This window comes from Stenotrophomonas sp. STM01, assembly GCF_014852135.1.
In the GTDB taxonomy this organism is placed as follows: Bacteria; Pseudomonadota; Gammaproteobacteria; order Xanthomonadales; family Xanthomonadaceae; genus Stenotrophomonas; species Stenotrophomonas capsici.
In genome coordinates this window covers 629,553-648,967 of record NZ_JACVBA010000002.1, presented here as the reverse complement: position 1 = coordinate 648,967, position 19,415 = coordinate 629,553, and the positions used below count along the sequence as shown (strand labels likewise).

Annotated in this window: 18 protein-coding genes; 7 read left to right on the top strand and 11 right to left on the bottom strand. The window is 64.1% G+C overall.

Annotation, left to right across the window (positions count from 1 at the left end):
• Window positions 1–250 precede the first annotated feature (250 nt).
• From IB227_RS12835 to IB227_RS12815, 5 genes are all read right to left on the bottom strand, one after another.
• Window positions 251–1,240 carry a glycosyltransferase family 2 protein gene (locus IB227_RS12835; protein WP_192287938.1) on the bottom strand — a complete coding sequence of 330 codons (990 nt, stop codon included), beginning with the start codon at window positions 1,238–1,240 and terminating at the stop codon, window positions 251–253.
• Window positions 1,241–1,251: 11 nt separating this feature from the next.
• Complete coding sequence (locus IB227_RS12830; protein WP_192287708.1) at window positions 1,252–3,672, bottom strand: hypothetical protein; 2,421 nt, start codon at window positions 3,670–3,672, stop codon at window positions 1,252–1,254.
• A 565-nt stretch (window positions 3,673–4,237) separates the two neighbouring features.
• A complete protein-coding gene (gene wecB, locus IB227_RS12825) occupies window positions 4,238–5,371 on the bottom strand; it encodes a UDP-N-acetylglucosamine 2-epimerase (non-hydrolyzing) (protein ID WP_192287707.1) in 1,134 nt (377 codons plus the stop codon).
• Window positions 5,372–5,544: 173 nt separating this feature from the next.
• Complete coding sequence (locus IB227_RS12820; protein WP_192287706.1) at window positions 5,545–6,480, bottom strand: FAD-binding protein; 936 nt, start codon at window positions 6,478–6,480, stop codon at window positions 5,545–5,547.
• Window positions 6,480–7,226, bottom strand: coding sequence for an electron transfer flavoprotein subunit beta/FixA family protein (locus tag IB227_RS12815; RefSeq protein ID WP_192287705.1), 747 nt, complete (start codon window positions 7,224–7,226; stop codon window positions 6,480–6,482). The genes IB227_RS12820 and IB227_RS12815 overlap by 1 nt, the downstream gene beginning before the upstream one ends.
• A gap of 248 nt (window positions 7,227–7,474) precedes the next feature.
• Between IB227_RS12815 and rfbB the strand changes: the two genes are divergently transcribed.
• From rfbB to rfbD, 4 genes are all read left to right on the top strand, one after another.
• Window positions 7,475–8,530 (top strand): dTDP-glucose 4,6-dehydratase, encoded by a 1,056-nt coding sequence (rfbB, locus tag IB227_RS12810; protein ID WP_192287937.1) that lies wholly within the window; start codon window positions 7,475–7,477, stop codon window positions 8,528–8,530.
• Window positions 8,531–8,594: 64 nt separating this feature from the next.
• Entirely contained in the window at window positions 8,595–9,482 is an 888-nt protein-coding gene (gene rfbA / locus IB227_RS12805) for a glucose-1-phosphate thymidylyltransferase RfbA (protein WP_192287704.1), read from the top strand.
• Window positions 9,479–10,036 carry a dTDP-4-dehydrorhamnose 3,5-epimerase gene (rfbC, locus tag IB227_RS12800; RefSeq protein WP_192287703.1) on the top strand — a complete coding sequence of 186 codons (558 nt, stop codon included), beginning with the start codon at window positions 9,479–9,481 and terminating at the stop codon, window positions 10,034–10,036. The genes rfbA and rfbC overlap by 4 nt, the downstream gene beginning before the upstream one ends.
• A complete protein-coding gene (gene rfbD, locus IB227_RS12795) occupies window positions 10,033–10,935 on the top strand; it encodes a dTDP-4-dehydrorhamnose reductase (RefSeq protein WP_192287702.1) in 903 nt (300 codons plus the stop codon). The genes rfbC and rfbD overlap by 4 nt, the downstream gene beginning before the upstream one ends.
• A 57-nt stretch (window positions 10,936–10,992) precedes the next feature.
• On the opposite strand, the gene IB227_RS12790 is transcribed toward rfbD, so the two are convergent.
• Window positions 10,993–12,396, bottom strand: a complete 1,404-nt coding sequence (locus tag IB227_RS12790; RefSeq protein WP_192287701.1) for a mannose-1-phosphate guanylyltransferase/mannose-6-phosphate isomerase — start codon at window positions 12,394–12,396, stop codon at window positions 10,993–10,995.
• 8 nt (window positions 12,397–12,404) lie between these two features.
• Window positions 12,405–13,751, bottom strand: a complete 1,347-nt coding sequence (locus IB227_RS12785) for a phosphomannomutase (RefSeq protein ID WP_192287700.1) — start codon at window positions 13,749–13,751, stop codon at window positions 12,405–12,407.
• A 146-nt stretch (window positions 13,752–13,897) separates the two neighbouring features.
• Here IB227_RS12785 and IB227_RS12780 point away from each other — a divergent pair, with 146 nt between their 5' ends.
• From IB227_RS12780 to IB227_RS12770, 3 genes are read left to right on the top strand one after another with little or no spacing between them, the layout of a single operon-like run.
• Complete coding sequence (locus IB227_RS12780; RefSeq protein ID WP_132865693.1) at window positions 13,898–14,632, top strand: CoA transferase subunit A; 735 nt, start codon at window positions 13,898–13,900, stop codon at window positions 14,630–14,632.
• Between the two features lies 1 nt (window position 14,633).
• Window positions 14,634–15,266: a CoA transferase subunit B gene (locus IB227_RS12775; protein WP_192287699.1), complete on the top strand. Its 633-nt coding sequence runs from the start codon at window positions 14,634–14,636 to the stop codon at window positions 15,264–15,266.
• Between the two features lie 43 nt (window positions 15,267–15,309).
• Window positions 15,310–15,924: an alpha-ketoglutarate-dependent dioxygenase AlkB gene (locus IB227_RS12770; protein WP_192287698.1), complete on the top strand. Its 615-nt coding sequence runs from the start codon at window positions 15,310–15,312 to the stop codon at window positions 15,922–15,924.
• On the opposite strand, the gene IB227_RS12765 is transcribed toward IB227_RS12770, so the two are convergent.
• From IB227_RS12765 to IB227_RS12750, 4 genes are read right to left on the bottom strand one after another with little or no spacing between them, the layout of a single operon-like run.
• Window positions 15,869–16,525 carry an ABC-type transport auxiliary lipoprotein family protein gene (locus tag IB227_RS12765; protein WP_192287697.1) on the bottom strand — a complete coding sequence of 219 codons (657 nt, stop codon included), beginning with the start codon at window positions 16,523–16,525 and terminating at the stop codon, window positions 15,869–15,871. The genes IB227_RS12770 and IB227_RS12765 overlap by 56 nt on opposite strands.
• Window positions 16,522–17,448, bottom strand: a complete 927-nt coding sequence (locus IB227_RS12760) for an MlaD family protein (RefSeq protein WP_132865688.1) — start codon at window positions 17,446–17,448, stop codon at window positions 16,522–16,524. Before IB227_RS12760 ends, IB227_RS12765 begins: the two co-directional genes overlap by 4 nt.
• Before the next feature lie 2 nt (window positions 17,449–17,450).
• Window positions 17,451–18,260: an ABC transporter ATP-binding protein gene (locus tag IB227_RS12755; protein WP_192287696.1), complete on the bottom strand. Its 810-nt coding sequence runs from the start codon at window positions 18,258–18,260 to the stop codon at window positions 17,451–17,453.
• 2 nt (window positions 18,261–18,262) lie between these two features.
• Entirely contained in the window at window positions 18,263–19,375 is a 1,113-nt protein-coding gene (locus tag IB227_RS12750) for an MlaE family lipid ABC transporter permease subunit (protein ID WP_192287695.1), read from the bottom strand.
• Window positions 19,376–19,415 lie beyond the last annotated feature (40 nt).

The window sequence follows — 19,415 nt, the reverse complement described above, 5'->3', positions numbered from 1 at the left end:
GGCCGACCTGATGCGGGTTGCCAATCGATGCCCCGGATCGGGGCCGGGAGGGTGTTCGGCCAAGGGCGCAGGCAGTTGACCTTCTGACAGGTATTGATTCGGATTTGGCTGCTGGCGAATATTCGCCAGCGTTCGATTCAAGCGGCGATCCTTGCAGCTTTCCTTCTAGCCTCGCTCCTGCGCCAGAACGAGCTGATGCAGCGCCCTGCGACGGTGTCGCGGTGCCCAGGGGATGCTGGGCACCGGCCGATCAGTTCCTCGGGTAGTTGCCTATGATCCGCTGCAACGGAGTCTTGGGTTCGGAAGAAACGTCGAAGTGCAGCCAGGAAAGCAGCAGCTGCATCCCGAGGATCAATGGCAGGGCCGCCAGCATGACGCTACCGGCAGTGGCAGGCACATCGTCGAGTATCGAGCGTATCCATGCATGGCTGCCATAGATGCTGCCGAACGCTATCAACAGGCCTGCAGCGATCAACTCAGCCGAAGCGACAGAAAAACCCCGAAGGAAATAGCTGCCGAAGAGGCGCTTCACGGTATTGCGCAGATGCCCGCGCATGAACGGGAGCAGGATGCGCGATGGCCTGAGGCTGCTTGGTTCGTCCTCGTACTTTGCAACCATGGGGACGTCGATTACAACGGCTCTTGCCTGGTTGAGCTGGAAGAGCATGTCAGACTCGAAAAAATATCGGCGTGACAGTGTGTCGAAGTCCAGCTCCCGCAAAGCGAGGCGATGGCATGCCGTGTAGCCGTTGGTTGGGTCGAATACCTGCCAATAGCCGCTGGAGAGCTTGGTCATGAAGGAGAGCGCCGCGTTGCCGAACAGGCGTACGGGAGGCATGCGCCGAACATTGCGCAGCCGGTGGAATCTGTTGCCTTTGGTGTAGTCCGCCCGACCTTCGATGATGGGAGCAATGAATCCGTCGATCAGAATGGGATCCATCTGGCCGTCACCGTCAATCTTCACGACGATATCGTGGCCATCCTGCAGAGCGGCACGATAGCCGGTTATCACTGCGCCGCCGACACCCTGGTTCTGTTCGTGGAAGTGAACCTTGACCTTGGGGTTGTCGCAGCTCTGCTGCACCAACTGCCCTGTGGCGACGGGGCAACAGTCATCTATGACATAAATGGCCGTTACCGATTCAGGGATACGGGCGATGACATCGAGCACCAGCTTCCCCACGCGGAAGCATGGAATCACTACGGCGACGGACGGGGTGGGAAGAATATGGGGGCGCATAATCGGTTTACTCACTTGGATTCGTCAAAGCCGATCGACCGTGTGATCTGCTGCACCAGTTGTGTCGCTGGGTCGGTGGAGGCACCAGGGCTATTGGCGCTGAGATGGGTGGAAATATGTTGCAGCTCAAAATGCATGGGCTTGCGTGGCACAGCCGTAAACAAGATGACCTGACTCTGGTCAGTGAGGGATGTCTCCATGTTTCCCTTGGCAATCATGTCCGGGCCGCATACAGCCCATCGGGAAAGGAGGTTGCGGTCCTTGCCACCCATGGTGCTGCGCGAGGATATGCTGATTACGATGGGTTCGCCGGGCAGGGAGCAGGAGAACTGGGCATCAATCGCGACGAGTCCGGGATGAACTGACGAGGGATAGCGCAGCTTGATGTAGTCATCGCCGCTGTGGATGGTTTCATAGGTAAGCGCGGTTCTGGAGTTGATGCGCCAGACGTCGTAGACGCCAGCCCTGTAAATGATGCCGTCACCCACGGTGCCCAGCGCTGCCTTCAGCCCAGGGGTGATCTGGTTCCGATTCGTCACCAGGTGAGTGGTGCCGTGATTCGCCATCAAGGCTGCCCAGGTATTGCCGGTCGGGTCGGCATCGGCATCGCTGCGTTCCGCGGCGACATCGGGGTTGTACCAGGATGTGGTCAGAGTGGGAATGACAAGTTCGGCATTTCCCTGTGAGTCGACATTATGAAAGATGACCTGCATGTTCGACTCCCCCGATGCGGCGAGCATTGCCGCGATGGATCTCTGGGGAGCAAAGTGATCCAGTGTCGCCACCGGGCCATCCTTGATGAACATCCTCAGGGCCCCATGGCGAAGATGCCAGTAGCCGCTTCCGACGACACTCACGTTGAGGGCGCATAGCACTGTCATGCCGATGGCGAGCGGCTTGCTTCCACGAACAAGCAGTTGAAGGCCCGTCGCGGCGGCAATCAGCAGCGCAACTGTCGCAGGCTGTGTGTACCGGACATATTGGATCTGGGAAAAGACTGCAGCAAATGCGCCAACTGCGACCAGTGTGACCGCACGGGTCCGGCGGAAGTAGAGCCCGGGAAACAAGCCGGCGGCACAGAATATGTAGATGAAGCCAGTGGCTCCATTGGTGGCGCTGAGATAATCCGACGTCTTGAATGTAAGCAGCCATGGCAACATCAGGTTGATGTCGCGTTGCCAGGACGTGTCTGTCCAGTTCTTGATCGGCAGGTACGGGGATTCGAAGTATCCGTTCAGGAATGGCAGGAAGGGATTGCCAGCCACGATCGCCGCATAGGTAAAGCTGGGGAGCGCGACAAATGCACCCAACAGGACTGCCGCTGGCAGACCTCGATACGGGAACTGGCGGTGATGGCGAGCAACAAGCCAAAGGGCTGCCGGTGCCAGAAGCAGGGCATTGGACAGCTTTATTGCCAGCAGCAGGCCTGCAAGTATGGCAATGCTGGACAAGGTCCTTGCGTTCAGTACGCGACGTCCGCCGATCTGGCACAGAAGATTGATGAACACCGCCGAGCTTGGCAGTTCGGTCTGCATGCCCGCCAACATCGAGCTGGATATCGGCAGGCTGGCATGCAAGGCGATGGTCAGCAGGTTGAGCGAAGGAGCAAGGCCGAGCTGGCGCCCCAGCCTCCACATGCCTCCATAGAGACATAGCATCCATACCAGATTGACGGGGCCGCGGCTCTCCGTGCCGGTGAGGACCTGGGGAATGGCCTGTACGATGTCGGTCGCCCAAGGCGAAAGCGCCCAGATCGAGCCGTCGATGTCCATGCGGTAGTAGGACAGGAGCTGGAGCTGGGTAGGCAGGGCGAGGTGGTAGGCAATATCGTCCGACTGCATGGTGGGCAGCCAGAGCGGGGTGGAGCACGCTCCCACTACATTGACGACGAGGAACGCCGCCCAGGGATAGGTGCGGAGAATCCTCTGGAACTCCTGATTTCCTTTTGCCGCCGCATCAATGATGGGCTGAAGTCGCAACGCGACGATGATGGAGCCAGCGAGGAAATAGACCCAGGGATGGTGAATGCGGAAAGGCAGAGACCAACTGATCACCGTGGTTATCAGTGCAAGTCCACACAGGGCTACAACTGCCAGGCTGCTCCTGTTGGCAGGAACTACCAGTGTGCCAAGCCCCACCGCGCTGGCCGCGAGCAGGAGCACGGCGGCGCTCGGTCCCAGTCCGGCGAAGTAGACCAAGGCGGCCAGCCACGCGACGCTGACAAAGATGGTCAATGGGATCTGACGCTTCAGCAGCCAGACAAGGGCGGCGATGGCGTTGAGGATCAGGGCTATATGGAACAGCAGTTTGAGAGGTTTGACCTGCATGGGGTCAAAGATCGACTGGCTGAAATATCCAATGACCGTTAGGACGAATGCCGCGAGAGGAAGCGCATAGCGGAAGGGGGCAACCTCAGGGAGGCGGATATGCATGGTGAGGGACGTTCTGAAGGAGGCGGATCAGCGCCGATGGCCCAACGGTGGGTGCGTGAAAGGTTAACCGCATTTAATGACATATCAAGAAGAATGCAGGCCTTCCGGCAGGGAGAACCGGGCCACTGGCTTGCGTGGGGGTAATTTGCGGACGGATCCGGCATCCGAGGGGGTATGGCCGCGGCTTTGCCGGCAGGGTTTATGGGCCGGCAACTGGCCAACCGCGACTGGCCCCCCAGATTGAACAGGCAGATACCGTCTCAGGAGATGAAGAGGGAAGCGATCTATTGCACGTGGCCAGGACCCAAAGCCGGTCATGCGGTGGTGACGGACTGCCCGCAGGTGCGCGGGCATTCATCTTCTCTCCGTTTCTGCCAGGACAGGGCAGTGCCAACCCCATGTTCAGACGATCCGGGCACGGCGGCAGTTGTGGAAAGGCCGCAGTCGCAAGTCGCCCGAGTCTGCCAGCATGCTGAACACCACGGAGATGGGAAGATGGCGTGCTGGCAGGCTCGCGTCACACAATGCGTCGAGGACAGCGGATAGTCGGCAGGGGTCTTCGGTATCAGCTCAGGACGCGGGCAATCAGTTCGACGACATGATGGGAGGCAAGGCCGTCACCATACGGATTGTGTGCCTTTGACATCGTTTGGTAGGCGGTCTGGTTGTCCAGTAATTCGGTGACTTCGGCGACGATCCGGCTTGCGTTGGTACCGACGAGCTTCACCGTGCCTGCATCGACAGCCTCCGGGCGCTCGGTCGTATCGCGCATCACGAGCACAGGTTTGCCCAATGAAGGGGCTTCTTCCTGGATGCCGCCGGAGTCGGTGACGATGATGTGCGAGCGGCTCATGAGGTAGACGAACGGGAGGTATTCCTGCGGCTCAATAAGGTGTACTGCCGCCTGATCACCAAGGATGCGCTTGACGGGTTCCTGGACATTGGGGTTGAGGTGCACGGGATACACCACCTGCGTATCGCCGCGGGCAGCGATTTCCTTGAGTGCCTGGCATATCTGCTCAAAACCGTCGCCAAAGTTCTCACGGCGGTGACCAGTTACAAGGATCAGGCGCTTGGAGTCATCGAGAAACGGGAAACGGGCAGAAAGTTCGCGCTTCAAGGCAGTGCTGCTTTCGATCTTCTCAACCACGGCCAGCAACGCATCAATCACCGTGTTGCCGGTGATATGGACACTGCTTGGGTCAACATTTTCCGCGCGCAGGTTGTCGGCAGACTTCTGCGTTGGAGCGAAGTGCAGGCAGGCCAGTACGCCAGTCAATCTGCGATTTGCTTCCTCTGGCCATGGTGAATACAGATTGCCGGTGCGTAGGCCGGCTTCAATATGACCAATCGCGGTGCGTTGGTAGAACGCAGCCAAGGACGTGGCGAACGTGGTGGTGGTGTCGCCATGAACAAGGACCATGTCAGGCGCATGCTTTGCAATGAGCTGTTGCATGCCCTGCACGATGCGTGACGTTAGTTCAGAGAGGGTCTGGCCGGGTTGCATGACGTTGAGATCCTCGTCGGGTTTGATCTCGAACAACTCCAGTACCTGATCCAGCATCTGACGATGCTGGGCCGTGACCGCGACGATGGTTTCCAGCTCGGGATGCTTCTTCAGCGCCGTGACCAACGGAGCCATCTTGATGGCTTCGGGGCGGGTGCCGAAGACTACCATTACCTTCTTGCGACGCGTCATGTTGCCTGCCACTCCTTGAAATAACGTTCTGACCAGCCAAGCCGGAAAAAAGAACCGCTTGCTCCGCGCATTCTACGCTGGCGCCGGAGTGGATGGTTTTCACTGTGTCCCTAAAGAAAACAGCCTCGTAAGAGGCTGCTTCCCAGGTTCAGCTTGGACTTTCTGGCGCTCGCTTACAGCGCTGCTTCCAGCTCCGGCAGCAGGGCAAACAGGTCCCCCACCAGTCCGATATCAGCCACTTCGAAGATCGGCGCTTCGCCGTCCTTGTTGATGGCCACGATGGTGCCGGCGTCCTTGATGCCGGTCAGGTGCTGGATCGCGCCGGAGATGCCCACGGCGATGTACAGCTCCGGGGCGATGATCTTGCCGGTCTGGCCGACCTGCATGTCGCTGGGCACGTAGCCGGCATCGACCGCGGCGCGCGAGGCACCGACGGCGGCACCGAGCTTGTCGGCCAGCTGGTAGATCACCTTGAAGTTCTCTTCCGAACCGACGCCACGGCCGCCGGAAACCACGCGCTTGGCGCTCTGAAGGTCCGGGCGGTCGCTCTTGCCGGCAGCCAGGCCGATGAAGCGGGTGTGCGAGGGCAGGGCGGCATCAACGTTGATGGCCTCGACCGGGGCGCTGTTGCCCTTGGCCGCTTCCGGCCACGAAGCCGCGCGGACGGTCGCCACGACCACCTGGTCGGCCGGCACTTCCACGGTGATGATGGCGTTGCCGGCGTAGATCGGGCGCTTGAAGGTGTGCGGGCCTTCGACGCTCATCAGGTCGGAAACCTGGTTGACGCCGAGCAGCGCGGCCACGGCCGGGACCAGGTCCTTGCCGGTGGTGGTCGAGGCGCCGAACACGTGGCTGTAGCCGGCGGCGGCCTTGGCGATCTGCGGTGCCTGCACCTGGGCCAGGGCATGGGCGTTGGCCGGGTTGGCCAGGGTGAGCACCTTGCTGACGCCGGCGATCTGCGCGGCTTCGGCGGCGATGGCGGCCGGGTCGGTGGCCAGCACCAGCACGTCGATGTCGCCACCGACGGCGGCAGCGGCCGAAACGGTCTTGGCGACGGCGCTGTTGAGCTTGCCGTCCAGGTGCTCAGCGATAACGAGAATCTTGGCCATTACAGCACCCCCTTCTGCTTGAGTGCAGCCACCAGTTCGGCGGCGTCCTTCACCATCACGCCCTTGCTGCGCTTTGCCGGCGCGGCGTAGTGGGTGGTCTTGAACGTGTCGGCGGCTTCAACACCCAGGTCGGCCAGCTGCAGGGTTTCCAGCGGCTTGGCCTTGGCCTTCATGATGTCCGGCAGCTTGATGAAGCGCGGCTCGTTCAGGCGCAGGTCGGTGGTGATCACCGCCGGCAGGTCGACTTCCAGCGTCTCCAGGCCGGCGTCGACTTCACGCGTGACCGTGGCCTTGCCGTCGGCGATCTCGACCTTGGAGGCGAAGGTGGCCTGCGGGCGCGCCCACAGTGTGGCCAGCATCTGGCCGGTCTGGTTGGCGTCGTCGTCGATGGCCTGCTTGCCGAGGATGACCAGGTCCGGCTGTTCCTTCTCCACCAGCTTGAGCAGGGTGCGGGCGGCGGTCAGCGGCTGGATGGCCTGGTCAGTGACGACGTGGATGGCGCGGTTGGCGCCCATGGCCAGGCCGTTGCGCAGGTGCGCCTGGGCGTCGGCTGGGGCGATGGTGGCGACCACGACCTCGGTGGCGATCCCCTTGTCACGCAGGCGCAGGGCCTCTTCCAGGGCGATTTCGTCGAACGGGTTCGGCGACAGCTTGACGCCATCGGTCACCACGCCGGAGCCGTCCGGCTTGACCTGAATGCGGACGTTGTAGTCCACCACGCGCTTGTACGCGACGAGGATTTTCATGTGCTGCGGAGTCCTTCGGTTGCTGAGGGGGCCGGCCGGGCCGGGAGTTAAGGTTTTTCCCGATTCTAGCTGGGAAGCATGCTCCATGCGAATGCGTATGGAGTACTGCGGTCCATCATTTTATGTCCGGACAATTGGGTGCTTGGCGCATGTTGTTGGCAATCGTGCAGGCTGTGGAAGAGGGCTCGTTATATCCTTGTGCGATTGGCCCGCTGGTCTTGGCGGCCGAATATCAGGAGAACCATCGAGTGACCACATGGCTTGTGACCGGCGGCGCCGGCTTTATCGGCGGCAACTTTGTTCTGGAGGCCGTTGCCAAGGGTGTGCGTGTCATCAATCTGGACGCACTCACCTATGCGGGCAACCTGAAGACGCTGGCGAAGCTTGAGGGAAATCCAGACCATGTGTTCGTCCAGGGGGATATCGGTGACCAAGCACTGGTTGCCCGCTTGCTTGCCGAGTACGAACCGGAAGCGGTGCTGAACTTCGCGGCTGAAAGTCATGTGGATCGTTCAATCGATGGGCCAGGTGCATTCATCCAGACCAATGTGGTGGGCACGCTCGGCCTGCTTGAAGCGGTGCGTGACTACTGGAAGGCGTTGCCTGACAGCGCAGCGCAGGTGTTTCGTTTCCTGCATGTCTCCACCGACGAGGTCTATGGCACCTTGGGGGAAACCGGCAAGTTCAGCGAAACCACCCCCTACGCGCCGAACTCGCCTTACTCAGCATCGAAAGCCGCGTCGGACCACCTGGTGCGCGCGTTTCACCACACTTATGGCCTGCCGGTGCTGACCACCAACTGCTCCAACAACTACGGCCCTTACCATTTTCCGGAAAAGCTGATCCCGCTGGTGATCGCCAAGGCGTTGGCCGGGGAGCCGCTGCCGGTTTATGGCGATGGCAGGCAAGTACGGGATTGGTTGTTCGTGACCGACCACTGCGAGGCGATCAGAACAGTGTTGGCGAAGGGCAAGGTGGGCGAAACCTACAACGTGGGGGGCAATTCCGAGCGGCAGAACATCGAGGTGGTGCAGGCCATCTGCGCGTTGCTGGATCAGCGTCGACCTCGCGCGGATGGTCAGTCGCGCAGCAGCCAGATCACCTACGTGGCCGATCGTCCGGGTCACGACAGGCGCTATGCCATTGATGCGTCCAAGCTGGAGCGTGAGTTGGGCTGGGAACCGAAGTACACATTCGAGCAGGGCATTGCATTCACGGTTGATTGGTATCTGGAAAACCAGGAGTGGGTCCAGAGCGTGCTCGATGGCAGCTATCGCCTGCAGCGCATTGGAACCGTGGCGTGATCGATCAGGCGCCGTCCGGGATTCAGGTCGGCAATGACGTGATGCTTCGACAAGGATTACAGAAATGACGCAACGCAAGGGCATCATCCTCGCCGGTGGCTCCGGTACCCGCCTTTATCCGATCACCAAGGGCGTCAGCAAGCAGTTGCTGCCTGTCTATGACAAGCCGATGATCTACTACCCGCTGAGCGTCTTGATGATGGCGGGCATTCGCGATGTGCTGATCATCAATACGCCCCACGAGCAGGCGCTCTTCCAGCATCTGCTGGGTGATGGCTCGCAATGGGGCATGAACATCCAATATGCCGTCCAGCCGAGCCCTGATGGCTTGGCGCAGGCTTATCTGATCGGGCGTGAGTTCGTCGCCGGAAAGCCGAGCTGCCTGGTTTTGGGGGACAACATCTTCCATGGCACTGGTCTGCGCGAAGTATTAAAACGCGCGGGTGCCCGTGACATGGGTGCGACCGTTTTCGGCTATTGGGTCAATGATCCGGAGCGTTATGGCGTGGCGGAATTCGACAAGAGCGGAAAGGTCATCGGTCTTGTGGAAAAGCCGGAGAATCCTCGTTCGAATTATGCGGTAACAGGGCTGTATTTCTACGACGGCAATGCAAGTGACTACGCATCGCAGCTGAAGCCCTCACCGCGCGGCGAGCTGGAGATCACCGATCTCAACCAGCGTTATCTGGATGAAGGCACGTTGCAGTTGGAGCCGCTGGGCCGTGGCTACGCATGGCTGGATACCGGTACGCACCAATCCCTGCTGGAAGCATCGAATTTCATCGAGACCATCCAGACCCGGCAGGGGCTGCAGGTCTGTTGCCCGGAGGAGATCGCCTACGGGCAGGGGTGGATCAACCGTGAGCAGCTGGAGGCGCTGGCAGCGCCGTTGGCAAAGAACGGCTATGGGCAGTATCTGCAGAAGCTGGTTGAACGAGGAATTGTTCCGTGAAAGTGATTGAAACCAAGTTGCCGGGCTGCGTGGTCATCGAGCCGGCGGTGTTTGGCGACGAGCGTGGCTTCTTCTTCGAGACCTGGAATGCGGAGCGCTTCAAGGCCGCAGGCCTGCCGGACCGGTTCGTGCAGAGCAACGTCTCTTCCTCGAGCAAGGGCGTGCTGCGCGGGCTGCATTACCAGTGGCCGCGCCCGCAGGGCAAACTGGTCAGCGTGCTGGAAGGGGAGGTCTACGACGTGGCGGTGGACATCCGCCGTGGTTCGCCCACCTTTGGTCAGTGGGAAGCGGTCGTGTTGAGTGCGGAAAACAAGCGCCAGTTCTGGATCCCGGAAGGTTTTGCGCACGGCTTCGCCGTGTTGTCCGAGCGTGCGGTTTTCAGCTACCTGTGCACCGAGGTGTACCTGAAGGAGTTCGACGCCGGCGTGCGCTGGAACGACGCCGACATCGCCGTGGATTGGCCGATCAGCGGCCCGACTCTGTCCGGCAAGGACGAGGCCGCGCCGTTCCTGAAGGACATCCCCGAAGACCGTCTTCCGGTTTACGTCGCATGACCGTGCTGGTGTTCGGTGGCAATGGCCAGGTTGGCCAGGAACTGCTGCGCGCGTTGCACGACGTGGACGAGGTCGTGGCGACCACGCGCAGCGGCCGGTTGCCCGATGGGCGCGACTGCGAAACGGCCGACTTCACCCAGCCGGAGCACCTGACGACCTTGCTTGATCGCGTCCGTCCAGACGTAGTGATCAACGCGGCGGCCTACACCGCCGTGGACCGCGCCGAGCAGGAGCCGGAGGCCGCGTTTGCCGCCAACGCGCAGGCCCCGGGCGTGATCGCCCGGTGGTGCGCAGCGCACGGCGTACCGATGGTGCATTACTCCACCGACTATGTGTTCGATGGCCAGGGCACGGCGCCGTACCGTGAGGACGAGCCGACCGCGCCGCTGGGTGTCTACGGCACCAGCAAGCGCGATGGCGAAGACGCGGTGCGTGCGGCCGGTGGCCGGCACCTGATCTTCCGTACGGCGTGGGTGTACGCCTCGCACGGTGGCAACTTCCTGCGCACGATGCTGCGGGTTGGCGCCGAGCGCGATGCGCTGCGCGTGGTGGTTGACCAGATCGGTACGCCGACCAGCGCGGCCTTGATCGCCGAGGTTACGGTGAAGGCGCTGCAGCATCCGGGGGGGCTGTCCGGTACCTGGCATCTGACGGCTTCGGGGCAGACCAGTTGGCACGGTTTCGCCGAGGCGATCTTCGCCGAAGCGGTGACTGCCGGGCTGATGGCCAAGGTGCCGGCGGTCGAGGCGATTTCCAGCGCGGAGTATCCGACGCCGGCCAAACGACCGTCGTGGTCGGTGCTGGACAACCACAAGCTGCAGAACGACTTCGATATCGTGCTGCCGCCCTGGCAGGATGGCCTGCGAAAGGTGATTGCCGAGCTGCGTTCCGGGCAATGACGTGAGAAGGAAAACCCCGGGAATCCCGGGGTTTTTCATGCCATCGCCACGCCGTGGTCAGGCGCGGCCGTAGGTGTCCTCGAAGCGCACGATATCGTCCTCGCCGAGGTAGCTGCCCGACTGCACTTCGATCAGTTCCAGCGGCAGTTTGCCGGGGTTGCGCAGACGGTGGGTGACGCCGAGCGGGATGTAGGTGCTCTGGTTCTCGGTGAGCAGCAGCACCTCATCGCCACGGGTGACCTCGGCGGTGCCGCTGACCACGATCCAATGCTCGGCACGATGGTGGTGCATCTGCAGGCTCAGCGTACCGCCGGGCTTGACGGTGATGCGCTTGACCTGGAAACGCTCGCCATGGTCGATGGAGTCGTAGGCGCCCCACGGGCGGTAGACCTTGCGGTGCCAGGTGGCCTCGCTGCGGCCATCGGCCTTGAGCTGGGCAACCACGTCCTTGACCTCCTGCATGCGGTCGGATTTGCCGACCAGCACCGCGTCATTGGTCTCCACCACGATGACGTCCTCCAACCCGACCATCGCGATCAACCGGTCGCCATAGGCGAAGGTGTTTCGGCAGTCGATGGCGATGACGTCGCCACGGTGTGCATTGCCGTCGGCGTCCTGCTCGGAGACATCACGCAGCGCGGTCCACGAACCAACGTCGCTCCAGCCGGCATCCAGCGGCACCACGGCGGCATCGCCGGTCTTTTCCATGACCGCGTAGTCGATGGAGTCGGACGGGCTGGCCTTGAAGGCGTCGGCATCCAGGCGGATGAAGTCGGTATCGCGGCGTGCCTTTTCCCATGCGGTGCGGCACGCAGCCAGGATCTGCGGCTGCAGGCGTTCCAGTTCCTCCAGGTAACGTGAGGCGCGGAACAGGAACATGCCGCTGTTCCAGTAGTACTCCCCGGAGGCGACATAGATTTCGGCGGTGGCCAGGTCAGGCTTCTCGACGAAACGCTCGATCGCGCGCGGGCCATCACCGGCCACGGCCTTGATGTAGCCATAGCCGGTTTCCGGCGCGGTTGGCTGGATGCCGAAGGTGACCAGCTTGCCCTGCTCGGCGATGGCCGCGGCCTGGGCGATGGCCTGGTGGAAACGGGTGATGTCATTGATCAGGTGATCGGACGGCAGCACCAGCAGCAACGGGTCATCGCCGTTGCGACGGGCTTCCAGCGCGGCGGCGGCGATGGCCGGTGCGGTGTTGCGGCCAATGGGCTCGAGCAGGATCGCCGACGGCGCGGTGCCGGCCTGCTGCAACTGTTCGGCCGCGACGAAGCGGTGCGATTCGTTGGCCACCACGATCGGCGGATGCGCGGCGATGTCGGCCACGCGCAGCCAGGTGGCCTGCAGCATGGTGCGCTCGCCGGTCAGCGGCAGGAACTGCTTGGGATAGGCCTCGCGCGACAGCGGCCACAGGCGCGTGCCGGAACCACCGGACAGGATGACGGGCAGGATCGAACTCATGGGTGTCCTCAGGCAGAGAGCAGTTCGGAGATCTCGCGGGTGCGCTGCGCCAGCAGCGCGGCGTCACCGCGGGTTTCCACGTTCAGGCGCAGCAGCGGCTCGGTGTTGGAGCTGCGCAGGTTGAAACGCCAGGCGCCGAAATCGGCACTGATGCCGTCGGTATGGTCCAGCGCTGGCGACTGGTCGGCGAAGTGCGCCATCACCCGTGCCACGGCGGCCTTGGCATCGCTGACCTTGAAGTTGATCTCGCCGCTGCACGGGAAACGGGCCATGCGGTCCTCCACCAGTTCGGCCAGCGACTGGCCGCTGCCGGACACCAGGGCGGCGATCAGCAGCCACGGGATCATCCCCGAGTCGGCATAGGCGAATTCGCGGAAGTAATGATGCGCGCTCATCTCGCCGCCATACACGGCGTTCTCGGCGCGCATCTTCTCCTTGATGAACGCATGGCCGCTCTTGCACAGCACCGGCACGCCGCCGGCCGCCTCGACCATCTCCACGGTGTTCCAGGTCAGGCGCGGGTCATGCACGATCTTGCCGCCCGGATTGCGCGACAGGATGGCCTGGGCGAGCAGGCCGACCAGGTAATAGCCTTCGATGAAGCGGCCACTGTGGTCGAAGAAGAAGCAGCGGTCGAAGTCACCGTCCCAGGCGATGCCGAAATCGGCGCCGTGTTCGCGCACCGCATTGGCGGTGGCGGCGCGGTTCTCCGGCAGCAGCGGGTTGGGGATGCCGTTGGGGAAATTGCCATCCGGTTCATGGCAGATGCGCACGAACTCGAGCGGCAGGTGCGGGGCGAGCAGGTCGACGATGGCGCCGGCGCCGCCGTTGCCGGCGTTGACCACCAGCTTCAGGGGCTTGAGCGTGGAGACGTCCACGTAGCTGAGCAGGTGCTGGATGTAGGCGCTCTTGTCATGCTCGGCGCGCTGGCCAGCACGCGGCGGCTGCGGGGCACTGTCATCGGCGGCCACCGCATCGGAAATGGCAAACAGGCCGGTGTCCGAGCTGATCGGGCGTGCCTGTTCACGTACCAGCTTCATGCCGTTGTAATCCATCGGATTGTGGCTGGCGGTGACCATCACGCCACCGGCCGCCTGCAGGTGACCGGTCTGGAAGTAGACCTCCTCGGTGCCGCACAGGCCGATGTCGATGACCTCGCGGCCTTCGCCGCGCAGGCCTGCCGCTAGCGCATCCTGCAGGGCCGGGCTGGCCAGGCGGACGTCATGGCCCAGGACCACGGTGCCCGGTGCCAGCTGGGCAGACAGGGCCTTGCCGATCTTGCGGGCCAGGTCCTCGTTGAGCTCTTCCGGAACCCGGCCACGGATGTCATAGGCCTTGAAAGCGGGAAGGGGCATGCTTGCATCCTGCGAGGGAGAGATGCCGCCTAGTTTAGTCGGCTGCAGGGCCGTTGGCTGTCTGCGCGCTGGACGAAGGTCCAAGGTAGCCGTCACCGCAACGCCGCTAGAATGCGCTCATCCTTGGTTACTGTGGGCAAGAAGCGATGAGTGATCTCCCAACCCCGACCGGCAAGCGCGGCAAGGTATTCGCCAGCGCCGCCGAGGCCCTGGCCGGCATCGTGGCCGATGGGCAGACCCTGGCCGTGGGCGGTTTCGGCCTGTGCGGCATTCCCGAGGCGCTGATCGCTGCCCTGCGTGACAGCGGGGTCAAGGGTCTTACGGCCATCTCCAACAACGCCGGTGTCGATGGCTTCGGCCTGGGCCAGCTGCTGGAGACCCGCCAGATCAAGAAGATGATCTCGTCCTACGTGGGCGAGAACAAGGAATTCGAGCGGCAGTTCCTGTCCGGCGAGCTGGAGCTGGAGTTCAACCCGCAGGGCACCCTGGCCGAGCGCCTGCGCGCCGGTGGTGCCGGCATCCCGGCCTTCTTCACCGCCACCGGTTACGGCACGGTGGTCGCCGAGGGCAAGGAAACCCGCGAGTTCGACGGCAAGCACTACGTGCTGGAGACCGCGTTGAAGGCGGACGTGTCGCTGGTCAAGGCCTGGAAGGCCGATGAAGCCGGCAACCTGCTGTTCCGCAAGACCGCCCGCAACTTCAACCCGGCCTGCGCGATGGCCGGCAAGGTCTGCGTGGTCGAGGTGGAGGAAATCGTGCCGGTGGGCGCGATCGACCCGGACCAGGTGCACCTGCCGGGCATCTACGTGGACCGCATTGTTTTGAACGCAACGCCGGAGAAGCGCATCGAACAGCGCACCGTGCGTCAGGAGGGGAACTGAAATGGCCTGGACCCGTGATGAGATGGCCGCCCGCGCGGCCCGTGAGCTGACCGACGGCGCTTACGTGAACCTGGGCATCGGCCTGCCGACGCTGGTGGCCAACCACATCCCCGAAGGCGTGGACGTGTGGCTGCAGTCGGAGAACGGCCTGCTCGGCATCGGCCCGTTCCCGACCGAGGTCGAGGTGGACGCCGATCTGATCAACGCCGGCAAGCAGACCGTCACCGCACGTGCCGGCGCCAGCTACTTCGGCAGCCATGATTCGTTCGCGATGATCCGCGGCGGCCACATCAACCTGGCCATCCTCGGTGCCATGCAGGTCACCGACAAGGGCGACCTGGCCAACTGGATGGTGCCCGGCAAGATGGTCAAGGGCATGGGCGGGGCGATGGACCTGGTGGCCGGCGTGCAGCGCGTGGTGGTGCTGATGGAGCACACCGCCAAGAACGGCGAGCACAAGGTGCTGCCGGAATGCACGCTGCCGTTGACCGGCGTGGGCGTGGTTGATCGCATCATCACCGACCTGGCCGTGTTCGACGTCACCGACGACGGGCTGGTGCTGGTCGAAGCGGCGCCGGGCGTCAGCGATGACGAACTGAAGGAAAAGACCGGCGTGCCGTTCCGGCGCGCGTGAGCAAAGTCCGGAGGGACGGCGGTGCCGTCCCTTCGCATATCGCATGTTGTTTCCCCCCGACCTTCCCGGCGCAGACGTCAGCCATCTTCCGGCCTGGCTGCCGCAGCCCGACGCCGATGCCCTGCTGCACGACCTGCAACAGGGCGTGCCGTGGGAGGTGCACCGCATCCGCATGTTCGGCCGTTGGGTGGATTCGCCGCGCCTGAGCTGCTGGATCGGTGATCCGCAGGCCCACTACCGCTATTCCGGCGCCGACTTCGTGCCACATTCGTGGCCGGCGGCGTTGCTGCCGTTGCGTGAACGCTTGCAGCAGCGTTGCGGTGCCCGCTTCAACAGCGTGCTGGCCAATCGCTACCGCGATGGGCGCGACAGCATGGGCTGGCACAGCGACGATGAGCCGGAGCTCGGCACGCAGCCGCTGATCGCCTCGTTGAGCCTGGGGGCGGCAAGGCGGTTCCTGCTGCGGCGGCGTGATGACCGGGCGCAGGTCACCGAGTTCGTGCTCGGCCACGGCGACCTGTTGGTGATGGCCGGGGATACCCAGCGCCACTACCAGCACGCCCTGCCGAAGACCGCCCGCCCGATGGGCGAGCGGATCAACCTTACTTTCCGCTGGATCGCGGCGCCGGCAGCCGCGCCGCGTCGTGCTGGCCGCTGAGCAGCGTCCAGCCGATCAGGTCGGTGGAGACCTTGTCCAGCGCGGTTTCGAAGGCGCGCGCGACGGTGGGGATGTCGGCGGACGCGGCCGGTTCGGCGACCACGAAGGTGCGTGCGGCGACCACGCGCTGGTCCACGCTGTGGATCAGCTTGGCATTGAGCTCGATGGTGGCCGCGGGCGTGTCACCGCCGCGGTAGTCGGCCTCGAAGCGGCGCAGGTCGGTGGTCAGTTTGTAGTCCGAGCGGATGCCGGTGGCGATGCGTGCCACCGCGGCGATCCGCCCGGAGTCCTCGAAGCCGCGCAGCAGCGTGTCCTCGAGCATGTCGGTGGCAGGCTGCGACCAGGTCGCGCCCCGGTAGACCTCCAGTTCGCCCGGGCTGGGGCGGACGTTGATGCGCGGGCTGTCCACCAGCCGCGCCGCGCTGGGCTTGGCGAGCACCAGTTGCCAGTCGACCTGTGGCCAGGCAGGGTCGGCCTGCACGCGCACCTGCGGTGCGTAGATGGTGACCGACTGGCGGTCGCCGCCGGCCAGCACCGAACAGCCGGCCAGCACCAGCAGGCACAGCGGAGCGAATCGCTTGATCGAGGGAAGGACGGTCATTTCGGTTCAAACTCCTTGGGTGCGTCGCGGCCGAGCAGGTAGCGGGCAGGGTTGTTCTCCAGCCGGTCGCTGACCCGGCGCAGGTCGCGGATCAGGCCGCGCAGTTCGGTCAGGGTCGGGCCGAGCTGGGCCAGCCCGTCATTGGCGAAGCTGTTGATCGCGGCGCGGTTCTCGCCAAGGATCGCATCGGCGTTGCCGGCGGCCGAATCCAGCTTGGACAGGCTGGTGTCGAGCTTGTCCAGCGTGGCCGGCAGCTGGCGCAGCACGTTCTGGTCCAGGTGGGCGATCGCGCCATTGGCGGTGTTCAAGGTGGCGTTGAGGTTGCGGGCCGCGTCGCGGGCCTCGACCAGCAGGGCCTGCGTGCCCTTGTCGCGGTCGGCCAGGCCGCCACTGATCGTTTCCAGGTGGCTCAGCGTGGCCGAGATCTTGCCGACGTTCTCGTCGCTGAGCAGCTCGTCCATGCGCTCGACCACGCGGTTGGCCACGTCGGTGATGTTCTGCAGGGCCGAGGGCGCGGTGGCGATGGTGGGAATGGGTTCCTTGCTGGCCACGGCCAGGGCGGTGGCCTGCGGGCTGCCGCCGCTGAGCTGGATGATCGACGGGCCGGTCAGGCTGGTGATGGCCAGCTTGGCGGTGGTGTCCGTCTTGACCGGCGTGGTCGAGTTCAGGCGCAGCTTGGCGATGACCTTGCGCGGGTCGTCCGGCGCCAGCGTCAGCTCGGTGATCGAACCGACCGCGATGCCGTTGTACTGCACCGGGCTGCCGACCGACAGGCCGGTGACCGCCTCGGTGAAGACCACGCGGTACTCCTGCCAGGTGCGGTCGGAGGAGTACTTCGCCGCCCACAGGCCGAAGGCCAGCAGGGCCACCCCGACGATGAGGGTGAAGGCGCCGATCAGGACGTAATTGGCTTTGGTTTCCATGGTCACACGTGCTCGGGCTGGAGGCCGCGCGCGGCGCGGGCGCGGGGGCCGTGGAAGTATTCGCGGATCCACGGGTGGTCGAGTTGTTCGATTTCCGGCAGCGGCGCATTGGCCACGACCCTGCGGTCGGCCAGCACCGCGACGCGGTCGCAGATGGCGTAGAGCGTGTCCAGGTCGTGGGTGATCAGGAACACGGTCAGGCCCAGCGCTTCCTGCAGGGTCTTGATCAGGCGGTCGAAGGCGGCCGCGCCGATCGGGTCCAGCCCGGCGGTGGGCTCGTCCAGGAACAGCAGCGGCGGGTCCAGCGCCAGCGCGCGTGCCAGGCCGGCACGCTTGCGCATGCCGCCGGACAGCTGCGAGGGCAGCTTGTTGATGGCATCGGCCGGCAGGCCGGCCAGCTTCACCTTCAGCAGCGCCAGCTCGTAGTGCCAGCGCTCGTCCAGCTCGGGATGGTGTTCCTTCAGCGGCACCTGCACGTTCTCGCCCACGGTCAGCGAGGAGAACAGGGCGCCGTCCTGGAACAGCACGCCGGTGTTGCGCTCGATCTGCAGGCGGTCGGCCGGATGCTCGGAACGTGCGTCCACGCCCAAGACCTCGATCTGGCCTTCGTCGGGCCTGCGCAGGCCCAGGATCGAGCGCATCAGCACCGACTTGCCGGTGCCCGAGCCGCCGACCACGCCGAGGATCTCGCCACGCCGCACGTCCAGGTCCAGGCCCTCATGCACGGTCTGGCTGCCAAAGCGGTTGACCAGCCCGCGCACGCGGATGGCCAGTTCGGTAGTGCGCTCGTCGTTCCTGGATGCGATGGCCATCGTCACCAGCCCATGTGCATGAACCACAACGCGGCCAGCGCGTCGAGGATGATGACCAGCGAGATGGTCTGCACCACGCTGGAGGTGGTGCGTTCGCCCACCGATTGTGCCGTGCCTTCGACCTTGAGCCCTTCCAGGCAGCCGATCAGCGCGATGATCAGCGCGAACACCGGGGCCTTGGACATACCGACCAGGAAGTGCCGCAGTTCCATCGTCTCGTGCATGCGCGCCAGGTACATCTGCGGCGGGATGCCCAGGTCGAAGGCGCCGACGGTGATGCCGCCGGCCAGGCCGGCGATCATCGCGATGAAGGTCAGCAACGGCAGCATCAGCAGCAGGGCGACCACGCGCGGCAGCACCAGCAGGTCGACCGGGTCCAGGCCCAGGGTCTGGATGGCATCGATCTCCTCGCGCGCCTTCATCGCCCCGATCTGCGCGGTGAACGCGCTGGCGGTGCGGCCGGCCAGCACGATGGCGGTCAGCAGCACCGCGAATTCGCGCAGGAAGGCGATGTTGACCAGCTCGACCACGAAGATCTCCGCGCCGAAGTCGCGCAGGATGGTCGAGCCGAGGAAAGCGATCACCGCGCCGACCAGGTAGGACAGCAGGGCCACCAGCGGTACCGCGTCCAGCCCGACCTCTTCCATCTGGTTGACCGCGGCGGTCATCCGGAAGCGGCGCGGCTGGCGCACCAGGCGCGCCAGCTTGGACAGGTTCTCGCCCAGGAAGCTGACCAGCACCACGATGTTGCGACCGATGGCGTGGACCGAGCGGCCCAGGCGTTCCAGTGCCGCCGCCACGCCGTAGTCGCGCTGTGGCTTGGGGCGCTCGTCGGCGACCTCGTCGATGGTGCAGACCAGTGCCTGATGCTCGTCGCGGAACTGCAGGGCATGTTCCTGCAGGCCAGCCTTGCTGGCAAAGCGCAGCAACAGCAGTACGCCGGCCGAATCCAGCTGGTCGATGCCGCGCGCATCGATGGTGGTCACCGGCGACGGGCTGGCCTTGAGCGCCTCCATCGAGCGCAGCGCGGTGGACAGCGTCCAGCTGCCGGAAAGCCGCAACCGGCCTTCGGCATCAGGGTCTTGCGCGCATTGGGGTGGGGAAATGTCTGTCATTGGTGGCATCCGCTGCCGAGGATAACCCGACGTCCGTACA

Bases quoted from the DNA above. Each gene is read 5' to 3' on its own strand.
- IB227_RS12750 (WP_192287695.1), bottom strand. From the start codon at position 19,375: ATGACAGACATTTCCCCACCCCAATGCGCGCAAGACCCTGATGCCGAA.
- wecB (WP_192287707.1), bottom strand. From the start codon at position 5,371: ATGACGCGTCGCAAGAAGGTAATGGTAGTCTTCGGCACCCGCCCCGAA.
- IB227_RS12830 (WP_192287708.1), bottom strand. From the start codon at position 3,672: ATGCATATCCGCCTCCCTGAGGTTGCCCCCTTCCGCTATGCGCTTCCT.
- IB227_RS12755 (WP_192287696.1), bottom strand. From the start codon at position 18,260: ATGGCCATCGCATCCAGGAACGACGAGCGCACTACCGAACTGGCCATC.
- IB227_RS12785 (WP_192287700.1), bottom strand. From the start codon at position 13,751: ATGCCCCTTCCCGCTTTCAAGGCCTATGACATCCGTGGCCGGGTTCCG.
- IB227_RS12835 (WP_192287938.1), bottom strand. From the start codon at position 1,240: ATGCGCCCCCATATTCTTCCCACCCCGTCCGTCGCCGTAGTGATTCCA.
- IB227_RS12820 (WP_192287706.1), bottom strand. From the start codon at position 6,480: ATGGCCAAGATTCTCGTTATCGCTGAGCACCTGGACGGCAAGCTCAAC.
- IB227_RS12765 (WP_192287697.1), bottom strand. From the start codon at position 16,525: ATGACCGTCCTTCCCTCGATCAAGCGATTCGCTCCGCTGTGCCTGCTG.
- rfbA (WP_192287704.1), top strand. From the start codon at position 8,595: ATGACGCAACGCAAGGGCATCATCCTCGCCGGTGGCTCCGGTACCCGC.
- IB227_RS12775 (WP_192287699.1), top strand. From the start codon at position 14,634: ATGGCCTGGACCCGTGATGAGATGGCCGCCCGCGCGGCCCGTGAGCTG.
- IB227_RS12815 (WP_192287705.1), bottom strand. From the start codon at position 7,226: ATGAAAATCCTCGTCGCGTACAAGCGCGTGGTGGACTACAACGTCCGC.
- rfbD (WP_192287702.1), top strand. From the start codon at position 10,033: ATGACCGTGCTGGTGTTCGGTGGCAATGGCCAGGTTGGCCAGGAACTG.
- IB227_RS12760 (WP_132865688.1), bottom strand. From the start codon at position 17,448: ATGGAAACCAAAGCCAATTACGTCCTGATCGGCGCCTTCACCCTCATC.
- IB227_RS12770 (WP_192287698.1), top strand. From the start codon at position 15,310: ATGTTGTTTCCCCCCGACCTTCCCGGCGCAGACGTCAGCCATCTTCCG.
- IB227_RS12780 (WP_132865693.1), top strand. From the start codon at position 13,898: ATGAGTGATCTCCCAACCCCGACCGGCAAGCGCGGCAAGGTATTCGCC.
- IB227_RS12790 (WP_192287701.1), bottom strand. From the start codon at position 12,396: ATGAGTTCGATCCTGCCCGTCATCCTGTCCGGTGGTTCCGGCACGCGC.